The sequence below is a fragment of the Snodgrassella sp. B3837 genome, assembly GCF_026535955.1.
GTDB classification, from domain to species: Bacteria; Pseudomonadota; Gammaproteobacteria; order Burkholderiales; family Neisseriaceae; genus Snodgrassella; species Snodgrassella alvi_E.
On sequence record NZ_JAFNPI010000010.1, the window covers coordinates 1 to 26,696 of the forward strand.

General features: G+C 45.6%; 23 protein-coding genes. 10 read left to right on the forward strand and 13 right to left on the reverse strand.

What is annotated here, in order from left to right; all coding sequences use genetic code 11:
- Positions 1-757 precede the first annotated feature (757 nt).
- From J3U67_RS03465 to J3U67_RS03505, 9 genes are all read right to left on the reverse strand, one after another.
- Positions 758-1,357 carry a nitroreductase family protein gene (locus J3U67_RS03465; protein WP_267391609.1) on the reverse strand — a complete coding sequence of 200 codons (600 nt, stop codon included), beginning with the start codon at positions 1,355-1,357 and terminating at the stop codon, positions 758-760.
- Positions 1,358-1,720: 363 nt separating this feature from the next.
- Positions 1,721-2,023, reverse strand: a complete 303-nt coding sequence (locus tag J3U67_RS03470; protein ID WP_100140690.1) for an AzlD family protein — start codon at positions 2,021-2,023, stop codon at positions 1,721-1,723.
- The gene (locus J3U67_RS03475; RefSeq protein ID WP_416384674.1) at positions 2,016-2,654 is read right to left on the reverse strand and encodes an AzlC family ABC transporter permease; all 639 of its coding nucleotides are present in this window, start codon (positions 2,652-2,654) and stop codon (positions 2,016-2,018) included. Before J3U67_RS03475 ends, J3U67_RS03470 begins: the two co-directional genes overlap by 8 nt.
- Before the next feature lie 826 nt (positions 2,655-3,480).
- Positions 3,481-4,140 carry a YiiX/YebB-like N1pC/P60 family cysteine hydrolase gene (locus tag J3U67_RS03480; RefSeq protein ID WP_267403819.1) on the reverse strand — a complete coding sequence of 220 codons (660 nt, stop codon included), beginning with the start codon at positions 4,138-4,140 and terminating at the stop codon, positions 3,481-3,483.
- A 99-nt stretch (positions 4,141-4,239) separates the two neighbouring features.
- The gene (locus J3U67_RS03485; protein WP_267391604.1) at positions 4,240-4,701 is read right to left on the reverse strand and encodes a hypothetical protein; all 462 of its coding nucleotides are present in this window, start codon (positions 4,699-4,701) and stop codon (positions 4,240-4,242) included.
- A 203-nt stretch (positions 4,702-4,904) separates the two neighbouring features.
- On the reverse strand, positions 4,905-5,744 hold the full coding sequence (locus J3U67_RS03490; RefSeq protein WP_100140695.1) for a MurR/RpiR family transcriptional regulator: 840 nt from the start codon (positions 5,742-5,744) through the stop codon (positions 4,905-4,907).
- A gap of 242 nt (positions 5,745-5,986) precedes the next feature.
- Complete coding sequence (locus J3U67_RS03495) at positions 5,987-6,979, reverse strand: nucleoside hydrolase (RefSeq protein ID WP_267391601.1); 993 nt, start codon at positions 6,977-6,979, stop codon at positions 5,987-5,989.
- Positions 6,980-7,059: 80 nt separating this feature from the next.
- Positions 7,060-8,445 carry an MFS transporter gene (locus J3U67_RS03500; RefSeq protein WP_100156567.1) on the reverse strand — a complete coding sequence of 462 codons (1,386 nt, stop codon included), beginning with the start codon at positions 8,443-8,445 and terminating at the stop codon, positions 7,060-7,062.
- Positions 8,446-8,496: 51 nt separating this feature from the next.
- Positions 8,497-9,297 (reverse strand): cytochrome C assembly family protein, encoded by an 801-nt coding sequence (locus tag J3U67_RS03505; RefSeq protein ID WP_100140783.1) that lies wholly within the window; start codon positions 9,295-9,297, stop codon positions 8,497-8,499.
- 224 nt (positions 9,298-9,521) lie between these two features.
- Between J3U67_RS03505 and ffh the strand changes: the two genes are divergently transcribed.
- The 5 genes from ffh to hpaC all read left to right on the forward strand — a co-directional run bounded on the left by ffh (position 9,522) and on the right by hpaC (position 16,303).
- Positions 9,522-10,880: a signal recognition particle protein gene (ffh, locus tag J3U67_RS03510; protein ID WP_267403821.1), complete on the forward strand. Its 1,359-nt coding sequence runs from the start codon at positions 9,522-9,524 to the stop codon at positions 10,878-10,880.
- 155 nt (positions 10,881-11,035) lie between these two features.
- Complete coding sequence (locus tag J3U67_RS03515; RefSeq protein ID WP_267403823.1) at positions 11,036-11,200, forward strand: SEC-C metal-binding domain-containing protein; 165 nt, start codon at positions 11,036-11,038, stop codon at positions 11,198-11,200.
- A 951-nt stretch (positions 11,201-12,151) separates the two neighbouring features.
- On the forward strand, positions 12,152-14,998 hold the full coding sequence (locus J3U67_RS03520) for a valine--tRNA ligase (protein ID WP_267403825.1): 2,847 nt from the start codon (positions 12,152-12,154) through the stop codon (positions 14,996-14,998).
- Positions 14,999-15,318: 320 nt separating this feature from the next.
- The gene (gene hpaR, locus J3U67_RS03525) at positions 15,319-15,768 is read left to right on the forward strand and encodes a homoprotocatechuate degradation operon regulator HpaR (protein ID WP_100140701.1); all 450 of its coding nucleotides are present in this window, start codon (positions 15,319-15,321) and stop codon (positions 15,766-15,768) included.
- A gap of 4 nt (positions 15,769-15,772) precedes the next feature.
- Positions 15,773-16,303, forward strand: a complete 531-nt coding sequence (gene hpaC / locus J3U67_RS03530; protein WP_257388722.1) for a 4-hydroxyphenylacetate 3-monooxygenase, reductase component — start codon at positions 15,773-15,775, stop codon at positions 16,301-16,303.
- A gap of 98 nt (positions 16,304-16,401) precedes the next feature.
- Here hpaC and fba read toward each other — a convergent pair whose 3' ends face one another.
- The 4 genes from fba to J3U67_RS03550 form a co-directional block, all read right to left on the reverse strand.
- The gene (gene fba / locus J3U67_RS03535; RefSeq protein ID WP_100140702.1) at positions 16,402-17,466 is read right to left on the reverse strand and encodes a class II fructose-bisphosphate aldolase; all 1,065 of its coding nucleotides are present in this window, start codon (positions 17,464-17,466) and stop codon (positions 16,402-16,404) included.
- A 126-nt stretch (positions 17,467-17,592) separates the two neighbouring features.
- A complete protein-coding gene (locus tag J3U67_RS03540; protein ID WP_267403827.1) occupies positions 17,593-18,528 on the reverse strand; it encodes an ABC transporter ATP-binding protein in 936 nt (311 codons plus the stop codon).
- Entirely contained in the window at positions 18,522-20,090 is a 1,569-nt protein-coding gene (locus J3U67_RS03545; RefSeq protein WP_267403829.1) for an ABC transporter permease, read from the reverse strand. Before J3U67_RS03545 ends, J3U67_RS03540 begins: the two co-directional genes overlap by 7 nt.
- A 117-nt stretch (positions 20,091-20,207) precedes the next feature.
- Positions 20,208-21,215 carry a thiamine ABC transporter substrate-binding protein gene (locus J3U67_RS03550; RefSeq protein WP_267403831.1) on the reverse strand — a complete coding sequence of 336 codons (1,008 nt, stop codon included), beginning with the start codon at positions 21,213-21,215 and terminating at the stop codon, positions 20,208-20,210.
- A gap of 94 nt (positions 21,216-21,309) precedes the next feature.
- Here J3U67_RS03550 and J3U67_RS03555 point away from each other — a divergent pair, with 94 nt between their 5' ends.
- The 5 genes from J3U67_RS03555 to feoB all read left to right on the forward strand — a co-directional run bounded on the left by J3U67_RS03555 (position 21,310) and on the right by feoB (position 26,641).
- Positions 21,310-21,954, forward strand: coding sequence for a pyrimidine 5'-nucleotidase (locus tag J3U67_RS03555; RefSeq protein WP_267391594.1), 645 nt, complete (start codon positions 21,310-21,312; stop codon positions 21,952-21,954).
- Between the two features lie 70 nt (positions 21,955-22,024).
- Positions 22,025-22,294 (forward strand): spore cortex protein, encoded by a 270-nt coding sequence (locus J3U67_RS03560; protein WP_100140707.1) that lies wholly within the window; start codon positions 22,025-22,027, stop codon positions 22,292-22,294.
- An 81-nt stretch (positions 22,295-22,375) separates the two neighbouring features.
- A complete protein-coding gene (gene glmU, locus J3U67_RS03565) occupies positions 22,376-23,746 on the forward strand; it encodes a bifunctional UDP-N-acetylglucosamine diphosphorylase/glucosamine-1-phosphate N-acetyltransferase GlmU (protein ID WP_267403833.1) in 1,371 nt (456 codons plus the stop codon).
- A 331-nt stretch (positions 23,747-24,077) separates the two neighbouring features.
- Positions 24,078-24,317 (forward strand): FeoA family protein, encoded by a 240-nt coding sequence (locus J3U67_RS03570; RefSeq protein ID WP_100140709.1) that lies wholly within the window; start codon positions 24,078-24,080, stop codon positions 24,315-24,317.
- Positions 24,317-26,641, forward strand: coding sequence for a Fe(2+) transporter permease subunit FeoB (feoB, locus tag J3U67_RS03575; protein WP_267403835.1), 2,325 nt, complete (start codon positions 24,317-24,319; stop codon positions 26,639-26,641). The genes J3U67_RS03570 and feoB overlap by 1 nt, the downstream gene beginning before the upstream one ends.
- The last annotated feature ends 55 nt before the right edge of the window (positions 26,642-26,696 follow it).

Sequence of the window (26,696 nt, forward strand, 5' to 3'; positions counted from 1 at the left end):
GGCTGCATTTGCTGTTGAAACTGCTGCTGACGCTGCTGTTCGCGAATGATTTGCTGTTGCTGCTGACGGTCTAGCTGGGAAGTTACTTCTGTTACCGGCGAGGCGTAAGCAGTTGCCATTCCATTGCTCAGCAGCCATACAAGCACGACAATTTTTTTTAAACGCATTTCATTTAATGCTTATTGAATGTTAAAGTTGGTTAATTCTAAAGTTAGATTGCGATAATTACAACTGAGTTGATTATTATCAGATAATGAAATGGAACATCATATCAAGAAAAATAGTGTTTATATTTTAAGAAATTTAGGTACAAAAAAATATCATTATTATGATATATCTAATTGATTTTAAGATAAATATAAAATAAAATTACTGATATTGAATATATTCCTAAATCAGTATACATTAAAAATTAATAAACTCTATATTAGCATTTTATTGCGATTATCAATACTTATTAATGATAAATTGCTATTTTATGTATTTATTTGGTATTTTTATTTAAATAATATAAATACCAATATAAATTAAAGGTTTTTAATTAGTAAAAAAATAATATTTTTGTTTAGAATCAATATTTTGAAATAACTTACACATATTTTGCTGCTTATCGCATTTTTTGAGAAAGTTAAGCTATTTTTCTGAATAATTAAATAAGATATTGCATCTCTGTCACTCATTAAAAGAAAGCCGGATTGATAATCAATCCGGCCGGATAATTTCTCTTTTCATTCACGGCAAATATTTAGCATTTTATTTAATAAAAAACTTTGAAGCGTTCGGTATCGTCTATAAAGGTTTTCTCAGGGAAAGGTGCTTCATTGGAACCAAAAGGCATCATTGCGCGTAGTTTCCAACTATCGGGTATTTGCCATTCTTTGGCGGCAGCTGCATCTGGCAACGGGTTATAATGTTGCAGGCTGGCACCGATTCCGGCATTGGCTAGTGCTGTCCATACCGCAAACTGAGCTATACCGCTTCCCTGCTCTGACCAAATCGGGAACTGCTCAGCATAACTCGGATATTGCTGTTGCAGGCCGGCAATGGTTTGCTGATCTTCGTAAAACAATATGGTACCAATACCTGCGGCAAAGCCGTTGATTTTGGCTTCGGTAGGCGCAAATTTGTCGGTAGGTACGATGGCACGCAATTCATTCATAACGATATGCCAAAACTTTTCACTTTGCTGATTAAATAGAATCACAACGCGTGAACTTTGTGAATTAAAAGCAGATGGTGACAGCTTTACAGCTTGTTCTACCAATGCTGTGATTTCTTCCTGCTCCTGAGTAATATTCTTGCCAAGTGCATATTGGGTACGACGTTTTTCAATGGCTTCAATCAATGCATTGCTCATTTTAGTTCCTTTATCATTCTGTAATTAAATTATGAATTGCGAAACAACATCTATTACCATGTTAACGGAAAAAAAACAGTATTCCCACCCCTTGCGGCGAATACAAGTTTAATTTAAATGATGGTTAAAAATAATTTTATTATTTGTAAAACAATAATTAACAACTAAAAACAATTTTAATTTGCCTGAAAAACAGTGTGTTTAAGTGCTGGTTACTCAGCATTTCTTATCAGGAATTGATTTATTTATTCTGATTGGGGCAACTGAATGATATGAACAAACAAATTGTTTTTACATTATTTTTTATTTATAGAAATATAATTTCATCCAATATAGGGCGATTATCGGATGAAACAGTCTGATTTAATAAAGCAGTAAATGGCGCAATACAGCAGTAATGCCGACACTTAAAATAACGGTGGGCAATAGAGAAAATCGCCACGCCAGCAGTAGGGTGATGATTACTGCTAATAGATTGGCTGGCTGAGTTGTAGCAAAAGCCGGTGCAATCACCGCGATCAGTACACAGCCAGGAATGGATTCCAGTACGCGAGTGAGACGGGGACTCAGTTTTCGTCTACGGAGTAATAGATAGCCACTTATTCTTGTAATGTACGTTACTGCCGCCATGGCCAAAATGGTACATAAAGCCGATAAATCAATCATACGCCGCCATAATAAATGCCAGTGCCAGACCTGCCAGTGTACCCAGCAATACATACCAAGCACCTGGCAGCAAATTGTAAGTAACGATCGCTACTAACAAACTTACTACCCATGGGATAGCAGCTTTAATCCCTTTCCACATGCCCTTGATTAAAACCAGAAAGACGGCAACAAAGGCCATATCAAAACCATAATGGGAGACATCTCCAATAAGCGGTCCTATCAGAGCACCTAAGGTAGTGAAACCCACCCAGGACAGATAGAGGCCAACGCCACTACCAAGAAAAAAGTAATAACTGAATGTCTGCGCTGGAGATTTTCTAATATCGGTAAAAGTCAGTGCCCAGCTTTCATCACACATAAAAAAGAGGGAGGCAAGTACTTTACGTTTACTCAATGCGCTTAGGTAAGGGGTAAGTGCTGCACTCATAAGAATATGACGGCTATTGACGAGTAAAGTCATCAGAGCAATGAGGAGCATATGCGGCGGGGATGTCCATAAATTTACGGCAACGAATTCAGAACCACCAGCAAAGTTCAGAGCAGTAAGCAGTGATATTTCGCCTGTACTCATGCCCTTTTGGATAGCCTGTGCACCCAATACCATTGCGAATGGAATAAAGCTGAGCATAAGAGGCAGAGCGGTAATAAGCCCCCTTTTGATTTCCTGTACTGGTGAGGGTACGCTAGCTGTAGACACTTATCAAAAATTCCGATTTAACACAATAAATTAGAGACAGAATATATTTTTATTCACGCCAAAAACCGATTTCAGAACAGTAAATAGCATATCTTTACAGATAATAATGAAAGCAACATTATAATTGAGAAATGTAAGCTTATTCAATAATAATCTAAGTATATTCAACAGTGAAATAATAAAAATAGCTTAAAATGCTTGAGACTCAACAGCGTTGCCATGCCAGTAAAACAGGTATCAGGTTAGCCCAAGCTTCTTGCTCATGCGGCGAAAAATTTTAATTGATTTTTTAAACGACTAATTACCTATATTTATTATTCGGGTCAAAAATAAAATATTTAGCACCAAGTCAGTAATGATGCTGATAGTAAGCTATGTTTTACTTTCGATTTGCCTTCATTCAAAACTAATATCCATAGCTTCTATTTGGCAAGTTTTTGCCATTGTTTAGCCTAAGAGACTGTTGCAGAATTTATTTCCACTTTATCGATTATCTGATATCGGAAAATCCGAGACAATATCATATAAATTAATAATTATTTTCAGCAATTGGAAAACAAATCTCTCTTAGATTGATTAGAGAGATTACATTTTTTCTCTACTGGATTTTTTAAAAGCAAGAGCTGTGTTTTATTTAAACGGACTAAATAGAATACAGTGAGTTAATGATTACAATATAAATAGCTGATTTTATATCAGGACTTTTTATCCAATTTGCCAGATAGGCAGAATAAAGAAGTCCTGTTTTATACGTTAATTACTGATAAAAATGCACAATATCAATTAAATCTGAACGAGACATATCTCCGGGATTGTTTCCTTGTTCTCCTTCAGGAATAGGAATGCCCATTTTTTTGAAATGTTCTACCCAGTAAACTGGAAATTCGCCGGTTTCCTTTGATTTGAAGGTCATGGCGCGCAATGGAAATACTTCTTTACCATGATTGGCTTCTTTGAAAATCTGATAGATTAATTCGGAGCAGTAATATTGGTCGTTGTGAATATTAAAGGCATTATCGTACAGTTTGCCCACTTTCTGTTTGGCAAAAGTAATGGCAGAAGGGATCAGAGGCTGATATTGGGCTTTTAATCTGCCAACCACTGCACGTGGTGTACATTGTTGGTTTTTCGGATGCAAATAGGTTTGCACTGGGGTAATTCTGACTTTAGGCGGAGTGGCCTCAATGATGCTATTCTGACCATTTTTTTTCTGCCAGACGATGCCAACATGGGTAAAGTTATAGCCATCAAGCCCACTTGTAGCCGCTTTGATGGCGCTATTCATACCGCCATCACATTCTTCTATAAATATCAGGTCGCCGTTTTGCAGATGAAAAGGTTTCTGTGCATAGGCATTCAGGCTGAACAACAGGAAAACAACAGCGGTAAACCATGTTCGGATAAGTTTTTTACTCATGTCTGCATTTTAGAATAATTGGTAAATAATGGTTAATGATACAGTATTTATTTAGCCCAGTAAGAATTTACATGCTGGGTTGAAATAAATTAAGCTGTGTCAGTCCACGCTTTTGCCACGCTTGCGCTGAAAAATGCGGTAGCTGGCAGCAAAGGCGGCGATGGCGGCTCCAATCAGCGCACCTCCGATAAACATAGAAACCAGATCAACAGTTTTGCCTACATCCAGACTGTCTAATACTTGTTTGGCACTCAGTTTCTGGCTAGCCGGACTACTCATACCTTCAATCATATGGCGGTTATTACATTTGGGCAGCAAAGCCTGCTGGTCAGCTAACTGTGGATAAGTTTGTCTCACTTCAGTTTCGCACCGCTGAATTTGTGCTGGTGTTACCAGATTAAACCAGCCGCCAATATAAAGACCACCAGCCAGCAGACAGGCACCTACTATGCCTACCAGTACAGCAGAACCTCGTTTTTGCTCAGCGGCTGTTGCAGTAGTGTTTTTTTTGGCAGATTGTTGTTCGGCTTGACGTTTGATTTGTCGGGTTTTATTACTCACTTGCGCTTATTCCATGGCGACCAATTTAAGTTTTTAATCCGGCTATAATCCAAGTGGCTGTATCGTGCAGCCAGTTTAGTTTCGGTTTGAATAGCAGGATTACCAAAGATTTTGAGGTTGAATCATACCTGAAGCTGCTTCAATACGGTTAATTGTTGTAATGCTTCAGATAAATCAGACGGGTACTTATGCCACTATTGTCATCAGTGTTGCAGAAATTTCAGCTTAACGCCGGCTTTGGTTTTGGCCAGCATTTCACTAACGTTCTCACCCAGATGTAATGCCAGCCCGATGGTAAGCATGTCGATAACCATTAGCTGCAACAAGCGTGAAATCATGGGAGTGTATTTTTCACTGTCTTCAGGAGTAACCACGCTAATAACGCAGTCGCAGACCTGCGCTACCGGTGAACCGGCACGGGTAAGGCCGATAATTCGGGCACCATTGCCTTTGGCAATTTTAATGGCGTCTAATAAATCACGTGAAGAACCGGAATGGGAAATCACCACCAGCACATCCTGCGGTGACAATACAGCTGCTGCCATCAGTTGTACGTGACTGTCGGTATACGCCACGGTGGAAAGTCCAAAGCGAAACAGTTTGTGCTGTGCATCCATAGCCACGATACCGGAATTGCCAGCGCCATAAAATTCGATGCGCCGTGCTGTAGCCATCATTCTGACAGCGGTATCCAGTTCGGAAGCGTTCAGAGATTTGCGGCTACCGAGCACAGTAGCAGCCGTATTGGCAATAACCTTGTTCAGCACATCCTGCATGGAATCAGTGCTGTTGAGTTCTTCATGCACATAAGGCATGCCTTCGTGGCCAATGCTAGCAGAGAGATTAAGCTTGAATTCGGGTAGACCGCTGTAACCCATGCTGCGGCAAAAACGGATGACGGTAGGCTGGCTGACACGTGCTTCTTTAGCAATATTAGCCACGGCTGCATGCACAAACCATTTGGTTTGTGCCAGTACGCATTCGGCTACGCGTTTTTCAGCCGCTGATAACTCAGGCAGCTTCTGGCTGATTTTGGTTAACATACTACTCTCCTGTTTTGTGTCGCAACAAAACAGGAAAAGAATAATGTGTAATGATTACGTTCACAATAAATACCTGCTGATTTCTCTTGTATTACGCGTTTATCCTAACGATACGCTTAAACAATTGCAATATCTGTACTGCAATTTAGCGTTCTGGCAACGGCAGGTTAATTAGAACCGATTTATTGTGATTAATGACTTTATGAAAATTTTAAGCTACTGGTATGGCTTGTCTTTGCTTTTCAGCAGCGGAACTGACCCAATGCGTTGAAAATTATCTCCAGTAAACGCTGGTTATCGACGTGTTCCATTACATTGATTGGACTATGTTTCACTTCAGGCATGCCTACAGTGAGTCGCAGTGTGCCTTCTTTCCAGCGCCGGCTGCTGGCACGGGTACAGTCGCGGGTGGTGGATACATCTACAATATAAGGTGACGAGGTAGCAACATTACTGTCTATCAGTTTAGCAACGCATAATACGTCGTGAATCCAGCAACCAGCCAGATGGCGAGTTTGAATGGAATAGTCCATCCACGGACGTGAGGTGCGGACGATAAAGTCAGTAAGCGGATTAGCAAATTTTTCTAGCCTATCCAGATCCTGATGTGTGAGCATAGTCTGTGTGGTGGCATCCAGTGGTGCCAGGGTGATATTGGCTCCACTTTCAATCACAATTTTGGCGGCTTCAGGATCAACGGCAAAATTGGTATCTTTCAAATAGCCTTCTACTTTAAAAACACCACCCATGATAACAATTTCGGCCACAGAACGAGCAAAATCGGGATAAAGCTGAATTGTGTGAGCGATATTGGTTAACGGACCGATTGCAACCACAGTAATTTCACCAGGATTGCTGCACACTAGCTCGCCAATCGCCTGTGCTGCATGTGGTGCACTGTTATCATTGAGTGGCAGTACCGGAGGTAAACTATCCCACAGTGACAGCAATCCTTGTTTACGTACATTATTATCCAGCTGTTCGCGCCAAGGAGCAGCAGGCTCTATCAGTGCCTGTGCGGCACCTTTAACGACAGGAATACTCTGATTTAGTTCCTGCATCAGTTGGCGAGCGACCTGATAGCCGGTGTCGCGCGGAGTATTACCGGCTACGATGGTAATGAGTTCGAGTTTGATTGAGTCTGCAGCCAGTGCCAGTGCCAATGCCAAACCATCATCTACATTTGCGCCTGCAATGCCATTACCCGGATCACAGTCAATCACGATGCGCTTCATAAGGATTACCTATGCCTCAATTGCAACGGAGTCAGTAGCTCTGACTCCGTTATAGATGTTTCAATCAGATTGTATAAGCTCTAAATGGCGTCTTCCACTGCATTCAGATCGCGACCACGAGTTTCAGGAGCGAAGAATGTAGTGATAAAGCCAATACCAGCCATTAAAACAAAGTATATGGCAATCGGCCACCAAGTTTTATAATGATCAAACAAGGCTGAAGCAACTAAGGCTGCGGTACCGCCAGATAGAATGCCACCCAGTTCTTTGGCCAATGCCATTTTGGAATAGCGGTTGCGCACGCCAAACAATTCTACGCCATAGGCTGCCTGCACACCAAAAATACCCAATGAAGCCAGACACATACCCACAACAATAATGCTAGCTACGATAAAAGGATCCCGCGTTTCCAAAAACATATAAGCTGGCACGGCATACAGCATCAGCAGAAAGCAGAACCAGCGATAAACGATACGGCGTCCGTAGCGGTCAGACAACCAACCAGCAAAAGGAATCACAAAGAATCCTAGCAATGAGGCGACAAATACCGCAGTGGTAGCCACAGTTTTATTCACATGCAGAATTTTAACTACATAGCCGATTACGAAACCTTGCGCGAGGTAAGATGGGCCATTTTCGCCGATTCGCAAGCCTAGCATTACAAAAAATGCTTTATTACGTGCCAGGAATGAAGTTTTGGCAGCTGGTGCCGGTTTGGCATTAGTAGTTTGTGAATCAGATTGTTTTGATTCGTTCTGTTCCTGCTCAAACACGGGTGTTTCGCGTACATGGCGGCGGATAAGTGTGGCAGCAACCGCAATCAGGGCACTGAGAATAAACGGAATACGCCAGCCCCAGCTATTCACATCTTCTGGATCAAGCATTAACACCAATAACCATACCGCAGAAGCCACCAATGTGCCACTGTTGGAACCAATGCCAATAATAGACGCAATCAGGCCGCGGTGTCTGGGCGGAGCATATTCTCCGAGCATAACTGTAGCACCAGAAAGCTCAGCACCGGCACCAAAGCCTTGCACAAAACGCAATATCACCAGCATCAGAGGTGCCCATAGTCCGATAGTGGCATAGCTGGGAATAAAACCAATCAGAGTGGTGGAAATGCCCATCAGAGCGATGGTGGTGACCAGTACAAATTTTCTTCCTTTGCGGTCACCCATGCGCCCGAAGAAAACGGCACCAATTGGGCGTGCAATAAAGCCTACTGAATAAGTGGCAAAACTTGAAAGCAAAGCAATTGTCTGGGTTAATTCTGGGAAAAACACATCTCCAAATACTAGGCCTGCGGCGAGGCCGTATAAAGCAAAATCCACATATTCCATGGTGGTACCAAGCCAGCAGGAAAGTGTTGCCTTAATAAATTCTCGTCGTCCTTCAGGTGTGGCTAAACGTTGTTCAGCTGCGCTCTTCTTATGGCTGTCAACTGACGATTGTAAGTCACTCATTCAAATATCCTATGGTTACAAATCAGGGTGTTACTAGTTAAAACAAAAAGACTAAAACAAAATTTCCAGCACAAACTTGCTGCCAAAATAAGCCAGCATTAGGCTGACAAATGACACAATGACCCACCATGCCACTTTTTTTCCGCGCCAAGCCTGTGTATGGTGTCGGAGCAGGATAACCAAATAGATTAGCCACGACAGCACGCCAAACACCGTTTTATGGGTTAAGCGTGCCGGCTCGCCAAACACGGCCTCGGAAAACACCGTGCCACTAACTGCCGCAATAGTCAGCAGCACAAATCCTGCTTGCAGACCCTGAAACATTAATTTCTCAATGGACAGCAATGGCGGCAGAAAAGATTGCTGAGGTACTGTTTTGCGTCGATGCAGATAATGGTTACGCACCAGCATCAGCACCGCCAGCAATGTGGTGATGCCAAATAGGGCATACGCCAACAATGCCGACAAAACATGTATCATGAATGCGCTATTATGCATGGGATAAGCGGTAGGCTGACCAGGCAGCAGCCAGGCCAACAGCAGCACCGCTGCCGAACAAGGAAACAGCGCCAGCTGCAATCCCTGTAAACGATAGCGAAAACTACCCACCCAATACAGCAGCACCATTAACCAGGTAATCAGATTGAGTGCGTGACCAAATCCCACCAACAGTACCCGTTGCTGCAACATTGGCTGCCATACTGTAAAAGTATGCAGCAGCAATACTGACAGCAACAAGAGCTGCTCACCTCGCAACGGATAGGGCACAGCAGTATGACGTTGCCAACACCGCCAGGCCAGCACCGAAAGTGCGGCATAGGCAAAAATAAGCACCAGCAGCAATAAGCTCATGATTTTTCCGCAGCAATAGCGCGCCAAATTTTGGCGCGCGTAGTGTAAAATAGGCATTTATTTATTGTGATGCCTGCTCAGAAACTGAGCAGGCATCACAACAGGTTGCCATTTTATAACCAAATTGCTTCTTATCCTACCCATTTACTGTGTGAATTGACCAGAAACTGGCAATTTTCACCCGACAGATACAGGCTGCTTACAATTAGCCGGAGATGGTTCCGATGTTAGATAATCTATCAGATCGCTTTAGTAAAATTGCGAAAACCCTGCGCGGACAAGCGCGTTTGAATGAAGACAATATCAAAGATGCTTTGCGTGAAGTACGCATGGCATTATTAGAAGCCGATGTTGCCCTGCCAGTTGTAAAAAAATTTATGGCTTCAGTAAAAGAACGTGCGGTGGGCCAAGAAGTCATTGGCAGCCTGACACCCGGACAAGCATTTATCGGGGTGGTAAATGATGCGCTCACCGAGCTGATGGGCACACAGAACAGTAGTCTGAATCTGGCAGCAGTGCCTCCGGCAGTAATTCTGATGGCCGGTTTACAGGGGGCCGGTAAAACCACCACTGTCGGTAAGCTGGCACGCTTGCTGAAAAATGACCAGAAGAAAAAAGTGCTGGTAGTTTCTGCAGACGTGTACCGGCCAGCTGCGATTGAGCAATTAAAATTACTGGCTCAGCAGGTTGAAGTGGACTTTTTTCCGTCACACGAAGGTGAACAACCAGTAAACATAGCCTTGAATGCATTGGATCACGCTAAAAAGCATTTTTATGATGTGCTGATGGTGGATACCGCCGGCCGGCTGGCTATCGACCAGAAAATGATGGATGAAATCCAACAGATTCATGCCGCAATTCATCCGGTGGAAACTTTGTTTGTGGTTGATGCCATGCAGGGTCAGGACGCGGTAAATACGGCACAGGCATTTAATGATACCCTACCCCTGACTGGTGTAGTGTTAACCAAAATGGACGGTGATGCCCGTGGCGGTGCGGCGCTGTCGGTACGCCATGTAACAGGTAAGCCGATTAAATTTATCGGTGTAGGCGAAAAAATCAATGGTCTTGAACCATTCTATCCTGACCGCCTAGCCTCGCGCATTCTGGGGATGGGTGATGTACTGTCTTTGATTGAAGACGTGCAGAAAGGCATTGATGAAAAAACCGCGCAGCAGATGGCAAAAAAGCTGCACAAAGGCAAAGGTTTTGACCTGAATGACTTTAAAGCACAGATTCAGCAGATGCGCAAAATGGGCGGTATTGAATCGATTATGTCCAAACTGCCAGGTGACATGGGACAAATGGCCAAGCAAGTGCCGGAAGGCACCGCTGAAAAAGCCATGGGTCGAGTGGAGGCCATTATTAATTCGATGACGGCCAAAGAGCGCGCCAACCCTCAGTTGATTAAGGCCAGCCGCAAACGCCGTATTGCCAATGGCTCCGGTGTCAGTGTGCAGGAAGTGAATAAAATGCTTCGCCAGTTTGAACAATCGCAGAAAATGATGAAATCATTTACCAAAGGCGGCATGGGCAAGCTAATGCGTCTAGCTAAAGGCATGAAAGGTATTATGCCGCAATAATTTCTCCTCCTAACGCACTGCCTGAATTTTAATTCAGGCAGTTTTTTTATCTGACACTGCACATTATTATGCATTTAGTCTAAAATGATTATGGCAATTAAATTTGTCTTGATTACTTCGATATAAAATAAGGAGTACAATGATGCGTAAAATTAATGATAAAGGCTTTTTTTGAGCCAACCAACAAACGCCGCAAAGGCTACCCGTCTGAAACCAGTGTAAAGCGTGGTCTGGTGCGGATTGTGCATGGCGATAAAGTTCTGCATGAAAAGCTCGGGCGCAATGACCGTTGCCCGTGCGGTTCTGGCCGCAGCTTTTAGGAAATGTTGCCTGAAATCAGGCTGCTTTCGATGGCAGTAACAGACATGATTATTACCGTTGATTATCCTCAGATAAACGGACACATTATTTAATCACCCTTTAAAAACTTTCCCCTGAATAAGCCTGTAAATCACTATTATTCAGCGGGAATTATTTATACTTAGATTCAGACATAAATTTTTGTTTTTAGCTATTTCCAGATTTTAATTTATCTATTCTAAGCCATTTGCACTATGGCTACTTCACAAGCCAATTAATACATTAGCAAAATATTACTCCTTATGTTCACACCTTAAGCTGTAATACTTTAGACATTAATGAAATTAATTTAATTACTGCTTGTACCATTCTTAAACTAAAACAACTATAAACATGGTTTCAACTTAGTTCTGCCACTATCTCTAGAATGACAAAAAAAAATAGAAATAATATGTTATCAACAGTACCAGAAGGCAACGAGCCCACAATCACGACATACTATAAACTACATGCACAGATATATGCTCCTACCTCTTCTCAGCCAAAATATGTCACCTTTTCCGGTACAATGTTCAACAAAATTTATTTTTAACCACAAACTTAATTTCCTTCCCAGCTACGTCGGCTTAATGCTGGCACATATGCCATAAAAAACAACTTATTGAGGCTGTGCTAATATTTTATTTGATGTCAGCATCAGATAAATATTTTGACACTAAAATACCTTTTTTGCTTGCTGTTCTAATTGTGCTGGCCAGCCTGTATTCAGCGCATAGGCTTGTAAGGCATACTGTCCTGGTTAGAAAAGCTTATAGAAGTAACGAAGCATATGGCTAAATATTATTCTATTAAAATTTAGAAGCTAATTGTTTCTGTTCACAATCTGATAAAAGTGCATCGTCTTAAACCATGCTTCTACGCATGGGTTATAATCAGACTCTTATTTTTTGATTTTTTGCTACTCATTAACCATGTTAAACACCCAATATTCTCCCAGTGAAATTGAAACCCGCTTGTATCAGCAATGGGAAGAACGCGGCTATTTTGCCCCGTCAATGGATTTAAGCAAACCGTCGTTCTCTATTCAGCTCCCCCCGCCGAACGTAACTGGTACGCTGCATATGGGGCATGCATTCAACCAGACCATTATGGATGGACTCACCCGTTATCACCGCATGAAAGGTGAAAATGTGTGCTGGATTCCTGGCTCAGACCATGCTGGTATTGCAACGCAAATAGTGGTGGAACGACAGCTGGCTGTGGAAAATATTTCCCGTCATGAGTTGGGTCGAGAAGCATTTATCGCCAAAATATGGGACTGGAAAAAATTTTCCGGCGGCACCATGGCCGAACAAATGCGCCGTGTAGGATGTTCGGTAGACTGGAGCCGTGAATATTTCACCATGGATGATGAGCGTGCAAAAGTCGTGACCGAAGTATTTGTACGGCTGTTTGAGCAGGGGCTGATTTACCGTGGTAAACGGCTGGTGAACTGGGATCCAGTATTGGGTACTGCGGTATCTGATTTGGAAGTGGAAAATATCGAAGAAAACGGCCATATGTGGCACATCCGTTATCCACTGGCTGATGATCCAGATAATGGCTTGATTGTGGCCACTACCCGCCCAGAAACCTTGCTCGGTGATGTAGCAGTAGCCGTCCATCCTGACGATGAACGTTATGCTGGTTTTATCGGGAAACAACTGATATTGCCTTTATCCGGCCGTACTATTCCAGTGATTGCCGATGAATATGTGGATAAAGAATTTGGTACCGGCTGTGTGAAAATCACACCAGCACACGACTTCAATGACTATGAAGTAGGCAAACGCCATCAGACGGCACTGATTAATGTCCTCAGTCTGGAAGCAAAAATCCTTCCTCAGGCTGAAGTATTTGATTTTCAGGGACAAGAACAAGCTGGTATCGAGCTGCCAGCTAAATATGCTGGTCTGGACCGCTTTGCTGCGCGCAAACAAATGGTGGCCGACTTAGAAGCAGAAGGTCTACTTCTTAAGGTTGAAGAACACAAACTGATGACGCCTAAGGGTGACCGCACTGGCAGTGTGATTGAACCGATGCTGACCAACCAATGGTTTGTGGCCATGACGCGTAGCGCCAACAACGATGTAGCGCATCCAGAACCAGAATCGGAATTTAAAGGCAAATCCTTAACCGAAAAATGTATTCATGCAGTGGAAAGCGGACAAATACGCTTTATTCCAGAAAACTGGGTCAACACCTATAACCAATGGATGAATAACATTCAGGATTGGTGTATCTCACGCCAACTATGGTGGGGACATCAGATACCGGCATGGTATGACCAGAACGGCCACGTGTATGTGGCACGCAATGCCGCCGAAGCACAGGCACAGGCCGGTACGGATGCGGTATTAACACGTGATGAAGATGTGCTGGATACATGGTTTTCTTCGGCACTGGTGCCTTTCTCTACGCTGGGCTGGCCGGAAGACACACATGAATTAAAGGCGTTCCTGCCCTCTCAGGTGCTGGTAACCGGCTATGAAATCATTTTCTTCTGGGTAGCACGCATGATTATGATGACTACTCACTTTACCGGTAAAGTGCCGTTTCACGATGTGTATATTCACGGTATCGTGCGCGACAATGAAGGCAAGAAAATGTCCAAATCCGAAGGCAATGTCATTGATCCAGTGGATTTGATTGATGGTATCGATTTGGAAAACCTGCTCATTAAACGCACGACTGGTTTACGCCGGCCGGAAAAAGCACCTCAGGTCATTAAAGCGACTCAAAAGCTGTTTCCAGACGGCATACCGGTATTTGGTGCCGACGCACTGCGCTTTACCATGGCAAGCTATGCTAGTCTTGGCCGCAGTATCAACTTTGATTTCAAACGCGCTGAAGGCTATCGCAATTTCTGCAATAAATTGTGGAATGCCAGCCGCTTTGTGCTAATGAATATTGAAAACCACGACTGCGGACAGGATGAAAGTCTGCCGTTAAGCTACAGTTTTGTGGATAAATGGTTGCTGACTCGTTTGCAACAAACCATTTCTGCCGTTAGCGAGGAACTAGATACATATCGCTTCGACATGGCGGCACAGACTTTATATGAATTTATCTGGAATGAATACTGCGACTGGTACGTGGAGTTAGCTAAAACTCAACTTCAGCGCGGTGACGAAGCACAGCAGCGTGCTACACGACGCACCCTGGTACGGGTACTGGAAACAGTATTGCGCTTATTGCATCCGATTATGCCGTTTATTACAGAAGAGCTATGGCAAACCATCGCACCATTGGCTAATGCTAAAAACACCGACAGCATTATGCTGGCAGATTGGCCACAACCTGATAGTAGCTTGATTAACAGCGAAGCTGTAGACCAGATGCATTATTTGCAGGAACTGGTTAATTCCGTTCGCAATCTACGCGGCGAAATGGGGCTGGCGATGAGTGTGAAAGTGCCACTGTTACTTGAAAGTGCTGCTGATTTAAGCACGTTACTGCCCTATTTGCCACTGATGGCACGTCTGAGTGAAGCCACACAGGTGTCACATCTGCCAGAAAGTGACGATGCTCCCGTAGCAGTGTGTCAGGGCGCACGCCTCATGCTGAAAGTGGAAGTCGATAAAGCAGCTGAAACAGCACGCCTGCAAAAAGAAGCTGAAAAACTTCAGAAAAACATCGACAAGATAGCTGCCAAACTGGCCAAACCTGGCTATACCGATAAGGCACCGGCACATCTGGTTGAAAAAGACCGCAGTGAGCTGGCGCAATTGCAGGACAGAATGGCCAAAATCCACTTACAATTGCAAAAATATCGTTAATTAAATTATTTATATTCTTACGATAGCCACCAGTCCGGCAGCATAATTAGCATAAATAGGTATCCGCCACAATGTGCTTATACTGTAAATCTGGTGGCTTCTTCATAGCTGTTGTGAATAGTGCATAATTTCAAAATCAGAATATTTAATTATTAAACAATCCATTAAACAACTACAATGTCTTTATTTTGTATTTGATTTACACATAATTATTCAATTTTATAATAATCTTCTGTAAAATTCCTGAACAATGTCTTATACCTTGGTTCATTATTCATACGCCATATGAACTAGATATACTGAAAGATTGGAGCAAACAGATGGCAAACACATCTAAATACTCATCCCTCAACATCATTTTGATTCAGACTCGTGAAGCATTACTTTCCCATTTCCGCCCCATGCTGAACGATATCGGAATTACAGATCAGCAATGGCGTATTATCCGCTTACTGGCAGAAAATGGTATTATGGACTTTCAGGAGCTGGCTAGACAGGCATGCATTCTGCGCCCCAGCCTCACCGGTATCCTGACACGACTGGAAAGGCTCAATTATGTAGTACGCCTGAAACCGTCCAACGACCAGCGCAGGGTGTTTCTGAAGCTAACGCCAGTAGGCGAGAAACTATATGAAGATTTCTGTGTAGCGGTAGATGCCCGTTATAAAGTGTTGGAACAGCGTTTTACTCAGGAAAAACTACAGCAACTGGGTACTCTGCTGAAAGAATTTACTAATATCGCTGTTGATAAAGAAGAAAAAGAACCCTGACAACATGAACCAATCACCTTCAGCCATGGCTTTACTGTATCGCGAAGCCATGTCGAAAGTTGCCGCAGCAGTGCATGTCATCACTACAGAAGGGGAAGCCGGACGCTATGGTATTACCCTCACCGCAGTCGCTTCGGTAACCGACTCTCCCCCTACACTATTACTCTGCATCAATCGCAATGCTCGTATTCAACCGATTTTGCGCGCCAACGGACAATTATGCGTAAATGTTCTGGCAGCCTCTCAGCAAGATGTGGCGGAACATTTTGCAGGTATGACCTCAATTCCGGCTCATGAGCGGTTTTTGCAACACGATTGGCAGAATCACCAGCATACAACCCAGCCACAATTGGTGGGGGCACTGGCTCATCTGCATGGCCGTATTATTGACAGCCATGATATGGGCAGTCACAGTGTATTTTATGTGGCCATTGAGTACATCAATGTTAATGAACAGGACAATCAGGGTTTGCTGTATTTTCAGCGCCAGTTTACGCAAACCGCTGTACCCGTTTGTGAGGCAGGCTGCGTCTAAGCAGATATTTCACACTTTTGCTGCATTAAAGAGCGCGTCAGATAAACAATAACGGACTGCCCCTTATAGGAACAGTCCGTTTTCACTAGCGGATAAACTTATTTTACAATCTGTACTAGCTCACCAGCGGCATAACGGTTAGCCATTTTTTCCAGTGACACCGGTTTAATCTGTCCAGCGTGGCCAGCAGCACCAAACGCTACATAACGATCAATACACACCTGTTTCATTGCTTTAATGGTTTCGGTGAAGTATTTGCGCGGGTCAAATTCTGCCGGATGAGTAGCCAGAAAACGGCGAATGGCACCGGTGCTGGCCAAACGCAAATCGGTGTCAATATTGACCTTGCGCACACCGTATTTAATCCCTTCGACAATCTCTTCTACCGGTACACCATATGTTTCCGGAATCTTGCCGCCATACTCATTAATCACCTGCAACCATTCCTGTGGCACTGAGCTGGAACCATGCATCACCAGATGGGTATTGGGCAGGCGTTCGTGGATTTCACGGATGCGGTCGATACGCAAAACATCGCCTGTCGGTTTGCGGGTAAATTTATAAGCGCCGTGGCTGGTACCAATGGCAATTGCCAATGCATCCACACCGGTATCCTGGACAAAACGTGCCGCTTCATCCACACTGGTCAGCATCTGTTCATGGCTGAGCTTGCCTGCGGCGCCGACCCCATCTTCTTCACCAGCATCACCGGTTTCCAGATTACCCAGACAACCGATTTCTCCCTCAACCGACACCCCGCACGCATGCGCCATATATACAGTTTTACGCGTCACATCTACATTGTATTCATAAGTAGAAGGTGTTTTAGCATCGCTCAACAAAGAACCATCCATCATTACAGATGAAAATCCCAGCTGAATAGAACGCTGGCACACTTCCGGAGAAGCGCCATGATCCTGATGCATCACTACCGGAATATGTGGAAATTCTTCTACAGCTGCCAAAATCAGATGGCGCAAAAATGGTGCACCGGCATATTTACGCGCACCGGCGCTGGCCTGCACAATCACCGGAGCGTTAACTTCATCGGCCGCTTCCATAATCGCACGCATTTGTTCAAGATTATTGACATTAAACGCCGGCAAGCCATAACTGTTCTCAGCAGCATGGTCGAGCAGTTGGCGCATAGAAACTAAAGCCATGAGGTTCTCCGTGTGTACTTGGCAATAATGGGTAAAAATTCGGCGCAATTATACCACCTTGCGCTTGGTTTGTAGGCATCACATGCAGAGTTGTGTCAGCGTGTGCATATGGTCTGAAAGAAAGAGTCAGTGAAAAAAAACGATTTGATCTTGCAGCACAGTTAAAGGTAGTTGGTCTCCCCGATTCACCGTCCGATGCAGCGGTAGCCACCAGCGTAATAATCCATATTGCGGATGCAGCAACTGTACATCATAAGCTCTGGCGGTCAGACAAACGTCAGTTACCTGTACCTGCACGCCGTTTTCAAGGTCATAACACAAAGCCTGCTGCGGAATATAGCAATGGTCTGTCACATTATCACAGCCTAACAGACGTGCTGCCCATGCATCTGTTGGTCGCGCTAGCAGTGTTGCTGCATTGCCTTCCTGCACCCAGCGTCCTTGCCGCAACAGGCAGATACGGTCGGCCAGCGCAAATGCTTCCTGCGGGCTGTGAGTGACCAGTACGGCCGGACATTGCTGCTGGCGCAATAGGCGTAAGGTTAATTGCTGCAAACTACCTCGCAAGGTTGTATCCAGTGCAGAGAAAGGCTCATCCAGCAGCAAAGCCCGCGGTTGCAAAATCAGTGCCCTTATGAGTGCTACTCGTTGCTGCTCACCTCCAGACAACAACTCAACTGACTGCATTGCCATGTCAGCCAAACCCACTTCAGCCAGAAACTCTTGCGCCTGCTGCTTTGCCTGTGCCTTGCTGACCCCATGCATGCGCAAACCAAAAGCCACGTTCTGCCATACATTCAAATGCGGTAATAAAGCGTAGTCCTGAAACATGAGCCCGATACGGCGCTGCTCTGCTGGCAAAAACGTAATATCCGCTTCATCAATCAGGATTTGTCCGCTATCCGGCTGCACAAGACCGGCTGCCATATTCAGCAACGTTGATTTACCACTGCCGCTCTCACCCAGTACCGCCACCAGCTCACCATCAGCTACGTGCAGGCTTAAATCAGCAGCCACTACTTTGTGACCAAATTGTTTGTTAACCTGCTGCCAACTCAGCATAAGTGTTGTTCCTTTTTGCTCTTACTCCATTCTAGCAACCCAAAAAAAAGCATGGCCAGCAACATCAGCAGCAAGGTCAGCACCATTGCTCTGTCATAATTATCCCGGCCGGCCGTACTTAGATAATGGTAAATCAGGGTAGTTAGGGTCTGCCATTCCGGCCGTGATAGAAAAAGTGTGGCTGCGAATTCACCCACACAGGTTGCTGCCGCCAGTGCCAGCCCCCGCTGCAAGGCCGGCCGTAACAAAGGCAAAATCACATACAGCATCACCTGCAAGCTACTGGCACCCAACGTACGCGCAGCCTGAATATAACTGAGCGGTAAGCTGTCCCATGCGGACAGTACATCTTTGGTAATAAACGGATAGGCAAGCAATGCATATGTACATATCAACATGGTCAGCGAAGCCGCCCATTCCGGATAGCATAACAACAGCCCGAACGACACACATACAGGTGAGACCATGAACGGTAAAAAAGTCAGACTACGTACCCATGTCCAGCGATGAGCCAGCGCCGCATGTGTCATACCCAGCAGCAGTGCCAGTAGCATGGCCATTACAGTAAATCGTACTGTATTAAGCAGTGCCTGCCATGTACTACCATCCAACAGCACTAACCAAGAGCTGCCAGCAAGTACGGCACGCCAAGCAACAGCCATAAGCGGCAGTACACAGCAACCTAGCAGTAGCAACAAAGCCAGTAACAGCGCCCATTTCTGCCATCTGACTGGTATCCGTGGTGGCAGCATCCGTACCATATTGGCCTGTGTGCTCAACCGGCTTACAAGCGCATATACCATACCCGATACAAACGTACTGGCCAGCACCCACAGTACCAGCACACCGGCCTGCGCCATATCCAGCTCATAGGCAATCAGCTGATAAATCTGTACTTCCAGCGTAATGTAATGCTCACCGCCTAGCAATAAGGCTAGACCAAAACCCGAAAAACAATATAAAAACACCATGCACATACCGCCAGCTAGCCATGGCAGCAACTGCGGCAACTCCACTTGAATAAAGCGCTGCCACACACTGCTACCAAGCGTTTGCGCTGCATAAAGACGCGATGCCGGCACTTGACATAAGCCTTGATAGACTGCACGCACCATTACTGGTAAATTAAAAAACACATTGCCGTACAACAATAACCAAGGCGTACCCTCCCAGCCACGCCAAAGCAAACCTTGTGACCCAAATAACGACAAAATTCCTACACCAGCCACAAGTGTTGGCATTACAAACGGAAGCATGACCAACCGCAGTACCAGATTGCGGCCAGCAAACTGCCACCGCGTAATCGCCCATGCCACCGGCACTCCCAACAGCAAAGTCAGCAAACTACTGCCGGCAGCCTGCAAAGTTGTCCACCCGAGCAGACGGCGCATATATTCGTCCTGCCACACCATGTGAAAACTGGTTGCATTAGTTTGTTGCAGCATCGCCCCCAGAGGCAACACTACTACAGCCAGCAAAAACCCCAGCGGCAGCAATAACAGCAAGTATGGCAGCTTTCCTCCCACTCTGCCGGCGCCGACTTTCAGGCTGTTCAGCTTCATATGCACTGTTTTATTACCTTTACCTTAACGCTTACCAAAATCAAACAGGGCATTAGCATGCCCCGTTTAATTAAGTTCTGTCTGATGTCACACAGACCTAACCGCAGGTCTAACTTCTTAGCGTTGCACTACCTTTACCCATTGTTTCACCCAGCTTTGCTGTTTGGCGGCCATATCTGCCATCGTTGGCTGCACAACTTTAGTGGGAATACTGATGTGTGCGTATACCGGTGGCAATGACACCCCCTTCACGGCCGGATAAACCCACATAGATGTCGGTATGGCACTTTGCACCTGATTACTTTGCAGATACTGCACCAATTTTGCCGCCAATGCCGGCTGGCTAGCATGATTCAATACCGCCGCACCTTCTATTTGGCGGAATACCGCTCCTTTAAAGCGCAGATCTCCGGTTGGTGGCGTAGTATATTTCCCTTTACCGTAATATACTTCAGCTACGGGACTGGAAGCATAGCTTACGACCAGCGGTCGGCTGCCACCATTCAGCGTGAAATCAGTGTAGTAGGCTTCACTCCAGCCCTTAGTCACTTTGACACCATTTTGACGCATTTTTGCCCACCACTGCCATGTAGCCTGCTCCCCTAGACCGCCGATATTCGCCAGCAAAAACCCCAATCCCACCGTTGATGTAGCAGGGCTCGGCATCACCAGCAAATCTTTGTAAGCCGGACTGGCAAGATCTTCTAAAGACCGAGGCAAGGGTTTTTTATGTTTCTGAAACCAAGACTTATCATAATTAATGGTAATGTAGCCGTAATCGATAGCCAGTGCCTGAGGCAAATCAACATTCACTGCACGGCTGGCCGGCTGAGTGGTGGCAAAGAGCTGATATTGTTGCGCCTTGCTGATATTGCTGTTGTCTAGACCATATACGGCATCGGCAATCGGTTTGCCGCGGGTAAGAATGAGCTTATTCAGCATCTCATTACCGCTGCCTACCTTAATTAAGGTTAACTTAACCTGATTTTGTTGCTCAAATCCGGCTAGAACATTTTTCGGTAAAGCAAAAGAATCATGTACCGCGAGACGCACCTCAGTCTGTGCATGTGCCCATATCGCAGCCAGCATGCACAACGTACCGATTAACCACTTACCCGCTTTCATTCCAGCCTCCAGTTGTTAAAATTATCTATATCGTGCCTGCAATCATACCTGTTTTACGCGTATATAGTAAAAACCTGACGCCATCTTACAAACCATGACAACTCATTACTGGATTTTCGACCTAGACAACACCTTGCATTATGCAGATGCCGGCATCTTCAACGTCATTAATCAGAATATGACACACTTTCTGGCTTCTCAACTGCACATTGATCAAATTGCCGCTTCACAACTACGCCAGCAATATTGGGACGATTACGGTGCTACACTTATCGGAATCGGGCTGAATCATCCTGAAATTAATCTGCACGAATTTCTGCTTGCCTGCCACCCACTTGAAAAGCTTCTGCCTTTGCTTAAACCCATGCCTGAGCTATCACAGACACTGACCTATCTACATGGGCACAAGATAGTTTTTTCCAATGGTCCCAGCCACTATGTACAGGCACTAATCAAAGCAATGGGAATCCAGCAATATTTTCATGCAGTAATTGGAACGGATAATGTAGAAATGCACTGTAAACCCCATCCCCATGCATATCACAGCCTATGCCGGCAGCTACATATTCATCCTCAGCAATGCATTATGGTTGATGACAGCCCAGCCAATCTGCACACTGCACATATGCTGGGCATGCGTACTGTATGGTATGGTCCACAGAGTTATCCAAGAGCAAATATTGATGCTGCAGTTACTGATATGGCAGGCCTGCGCGACATTGCGCTTACCTTATTGTGAAAGCTATACGTCAGCACACAAATTCTCTACAATAACAGACTACAAATCACCAACCACAAAGGATGACACCATGCGTGCGGGAATCTGCTTGATATGCACAATACTGGCACTCAGCGGCTGTACATGGGAAACTTATCAGGATGCCACCGGCCAGACCAGATTGCGCCAGAAATACGAACCGGGTACACGCGTGGTGTATCAGGATGGCACTTATTCCCACAACATGCTGTACAACAAAATGCGCCCCGAACCACATGCTATGAAACCCGGGGTGGGCGACGTTAATGAAAAACTGCCGGCTCACACCAAGTGGGATCAGCCAGAAAGCAGTGCTGAATAAACTGCGTTTAAACACACAGGGCTGCCGGAATCAGACTTGATTACCTGCAGCCCCTTTTCACATCCATACACATATAGATATATGGCTACTTCATCCCTTAATATCGTTATCCTCGCTGCTGGTAAAGGCACCCGCATGTATTCACGTCTGCCTAAAGTTCTGCATGAAATAGGTGGCATCAGCATGTTGGAACGGGTGATCCACACAGCACAGAGTCTGAACCCTGACAGCATAAGCGTGGTTATCGGCCATGGTAAAGAGCTAGTAAGGCAACGCATTCAGGCGAACGTACACTGGGTCGAACAGGACCAACAGCTTGGCACTGGCCATGCAGTTAAAATGGCGTTACCCAATCTGGCTGACAGCGGACGTACCCTGATACTCTATGGCGACGTGCCCTTAATAGACCAGCAGACATTAGCGGATTTACTCAGTATCGCTGGTGAAGATGTCGCTCTACTTACCGACGTTCTCGACAACCCCACCGGCTATGGCCGCATCATCCGCCAGCAAGGCAACGTAGTCGCCATTGTTGAAGAAAAAGATGCCAGCGCTGCCGAAAAAGCCATTTGCGAAACCAACACCGGCATCTTTGTTTTGCCCAACCGCAAACTGGCTCAATGGCTCAATGCCTTGCAAAACCACAACGCTCAGCAGGAATACTACCTAACCGACGTAATCGCACGAGCACAACACGATAAAATCCCTGTACACCCTCTACAGGTACGTGCCTCATGGCTAGCGGCGGGTGTCAACAATAAGCTTCAACTGGCGCAGCTAGAAAGGATTTTGCAACAGCAACAGGCCAACGCCCTGCTTCAGGCCGGCGTAACCCTGCGTGATCCGGCACGCTTCGACTTACGTGGCCAGTTAAAACACGGACAGGACGTCATCATCGATGTAAACGTCGTACTTGAAGGCAACATAGAACTGGGCGACAACGTCAGCATTGGTGCCAACTGCGTCATAAAAAACGCCACCATCGGCGCAGGTACTGTAATCCAAGCCAACTCGCACCTAGACAACTGCGTTATCGGCAGCAACGCGCAAATTGGTCCGTTTGCTCGTCTGCGACCACAGGCACAGATTGGTGATGCCGTACACATCGGCAACTTTGTTGAAGTCAAAAACAGCACCATTGGCTATGGCAGCAAAGCTAACCACCTTACCTATCTGGGCGATGCCACCATTGGCGAACAAACCAATATCGGTGCCGGCACCATCACTTGCAACTACGACGGCGTCAATAAATACCGTACTGTCATCGGCAACCAAGTACGCATCGGTTCCGGCAACATGCTGGTAGCGCCAATCACCATTGGCGACCGTGCCACCACCGGTGCCGGCAGTACTTTGAGCAGAAACTGCCCGCCAGATAAGCTCACTCTGGCCCGCAGCCGGCAAACTACCTTGAACGAATGGCAGCGCCCTGAAAAAAAACCACAGGAATAATCCTGCCATCATTGTCAGCCTCAGCACATCTCGCTTAGTCAGATGTGCTGAGAAACTAGCGCTACCACCTATCTTCCTTTTTGCACCTTTCCCAAAACTGACTAAAAATCTGTATATATCCTTACACAAGCAACAGTAAATTCAACACATCGGAATTATAATCTGCAAAACCATCACATATACTAGCGCTTTCTTGACATTACTGTTTAACGACAGCGACTCCCTTAGCAAACCTTGCATGCAAATTAACAAGTAAAAGTAATATCATGCACAATAAAAATGATTCCCAATAAAAACAACAAACCAAATCTACCACCTAAGGTTTAGCGCAGTGTCAACACTAACTCTCGATCAACTACCGTTCGGGCAACCGGCAGTTATTACCCGACTGTTGCCCGAATCTATGCCATTTCGCCGCCGCTTGTTAGCCATGGGCATCACTCCCGGCAGCCACGTTACTGTTATCCGCACCGCCCCCATGGGCGACCCGCTGGAAATCAAAACCCGTGGTTTTTACCTGTGCCTGCGCCGCAGCGAAGCACAGGCTATTGGCGTAGTTGAGGCTGAGTAATGAAAATAGCATTAATCGGCAACCCCAACAGCGGCAAAAGCACATTATTTAACGCCCTTACCGGCTCTCGCCAGCAAGTAGGCAACTGGCCAGGTGTTACTGTAGAGCGCAAAATTGGCAGTACCCAGATAAATGGGCAGTCAGTAGAAATCGTCGACCTGCCCGGTACCTATGCCATCGAAAACCTCGACATGGCAGCCTCACAGGACGAAATGATAGCGCGCGAGTTCGTGCTCAACGAACCTGACACCCTAATTATCAATATAATCGATGCTACCAACCTGCAACGCAGCCTGTACCTTACCTTTCAGCTGCTTGATCTGAAAAAGCCAATGCTGGTCGTACTCAACATGATGGATGCCCTGCAAAACATGGGCGAAAACATCAATATCAGTACCCTTACCCAGCAGCTTGGCTGTCCTGTCATAGCTATATCCGCAGCGAAAAAGATGGGTTTAATACAATTGCAGCAAGCAATCAGCAAAGCTTTCAGCCAGCCTGTAGCTGCTGACCCGCAACTGGACACCCTCGGAAAAAAACAAAGTGATATCATCCGCCACTATCTGTCGCAACTGCCGGCAGACAGTGTAGTAAACCAAATCGATCAATGGTCATTAATTGAACTGCTGCTAAAACAAAGTTCTATTTCTCTTAGCAGTGACGAAGAGCACATTGTTCAGCAATGTCGTGACGAACTATCTAGTTGGTGTAACTATGAAATCGACATCGCACTGGCTAGCTCTCGTTACGATGCCATTGACCAGCTAAGCCGTACGGTTATCGAAAAACCACGTGAAGCAAACCAGTCATTATCCGACAAAATCGACCGTTTTACCCTAGGCCGATATACCGGCATACCGTTTTTTCTGTTTGTCATGTACCTTATGTTTATGCTGGCAGTAAAATTCGGCTCCGTATTCATCGACTTTTTCGATGTTCTTTTTGGCACAATATTTGTTGATGGCTTTTCTACCTTACTTACCCATATTGGTTCACCAGAATGGCTGATAGCTATACTGGCTAACGGCATCGGTAGCGGCATCCAAACTGTAGCCACCTTTATCCCTGTCATTGCCGCCATGTTTCTGTGTTTGTCGTTTCTCGAGGATTCCGGCTATCTGGCACGAGCAGCCATGGTTGTAGACAGAGGCATGCGTGCCATCGGTTTACCGGGTAAAGCGTTCGTTCCCATGCTCGTTGGTTTCGGCTGCGGTGTGCCAGCCATTATGGGCACACGCACCCTAGACTGCGCACGTGACCGTCTGATGTCCATCAGCATGATTCCGTTTATGTCTTGTGGCGCCAGATTACCCGTCTATACCTTATTTGCCGTTATCTTCTTTCCTAATAATGCTTCCAGTGTCGTATTTATCTTGTATTTACTCGGTATCGGTGTCGCCATCTTTACCGGCCTGATACTCAAACACACTTTGCTACCGGGTGATACCACACCATTTATCATGGAAATGCCCGCCTATCGCCTACCAACACTACGTGGCATGCTCTACCTCACATGGTCACGCTTAAAAGGGTTTATTTTCCGTGCCGGACAGGCCATCGTGCTGATGGTGACTATTCTTAGCCTGCTCAACTCCCTTGGTAGCGACGGTTCATTTGGCCACCCCGATAGCAGCCAGTCTGTACTATCTGTAGCCAGCCAAAAAATCACACCCGTGTTTACCCCAATGGGTATCAGCGAGCAAAACTGGCCAGCCACCGTTGGCATCTTTACCGGCATCTTTGCCAAAGAGGCCGTTATCGCCACGCTTAATTCCCTCTACTCAATGAAAGCAGAAGAAGACGGTGGCGAGGAAGAATTCAATCTGCAAGCCGGCATCATCAAAGCTTTGAAAACCATTCCTGCCAACCTTAGCGAAATGGCAGGCTCATTTCTCGACCCGCTCGGCTTCAGAGCCCTTGACGAAAATACAGCCAGCGTCCAGCAGGACATGGACATCAGCAGCCGTACCATAACTAAACTTGAAAGTTCCTTTGGTGGCAGCGCCGCTGCCATGGCATATTTGATATTCATTTTGCTCTACACCCCCTGTGCCGCTGCGCTTGGTACCATCTACCGCGAAGCCGGCTGGCGCTGGATGCTATTTGTTGCTGGCTGGACATTCCTCACTGGCTGGAGCTGTGCCACCGTCTACTACCAGTATCACCAGCTCAGCCGTTCGGCCAGTGCCTCCTACTGGATTGGTGGTGTAGCTATTTTACTGATCCTCGTAATCTGTGCCATGAAAATTATCGGTAGCCGGCGCCAAACCTGCCAGATAGCCATGAAAACCTGTCCACATAGCAAAGGCAGCTGCTGCCACTGACCAGATGCACATTTTTACCAACCGCTAAAACAGATTTACCCAAACAGATAGTGAT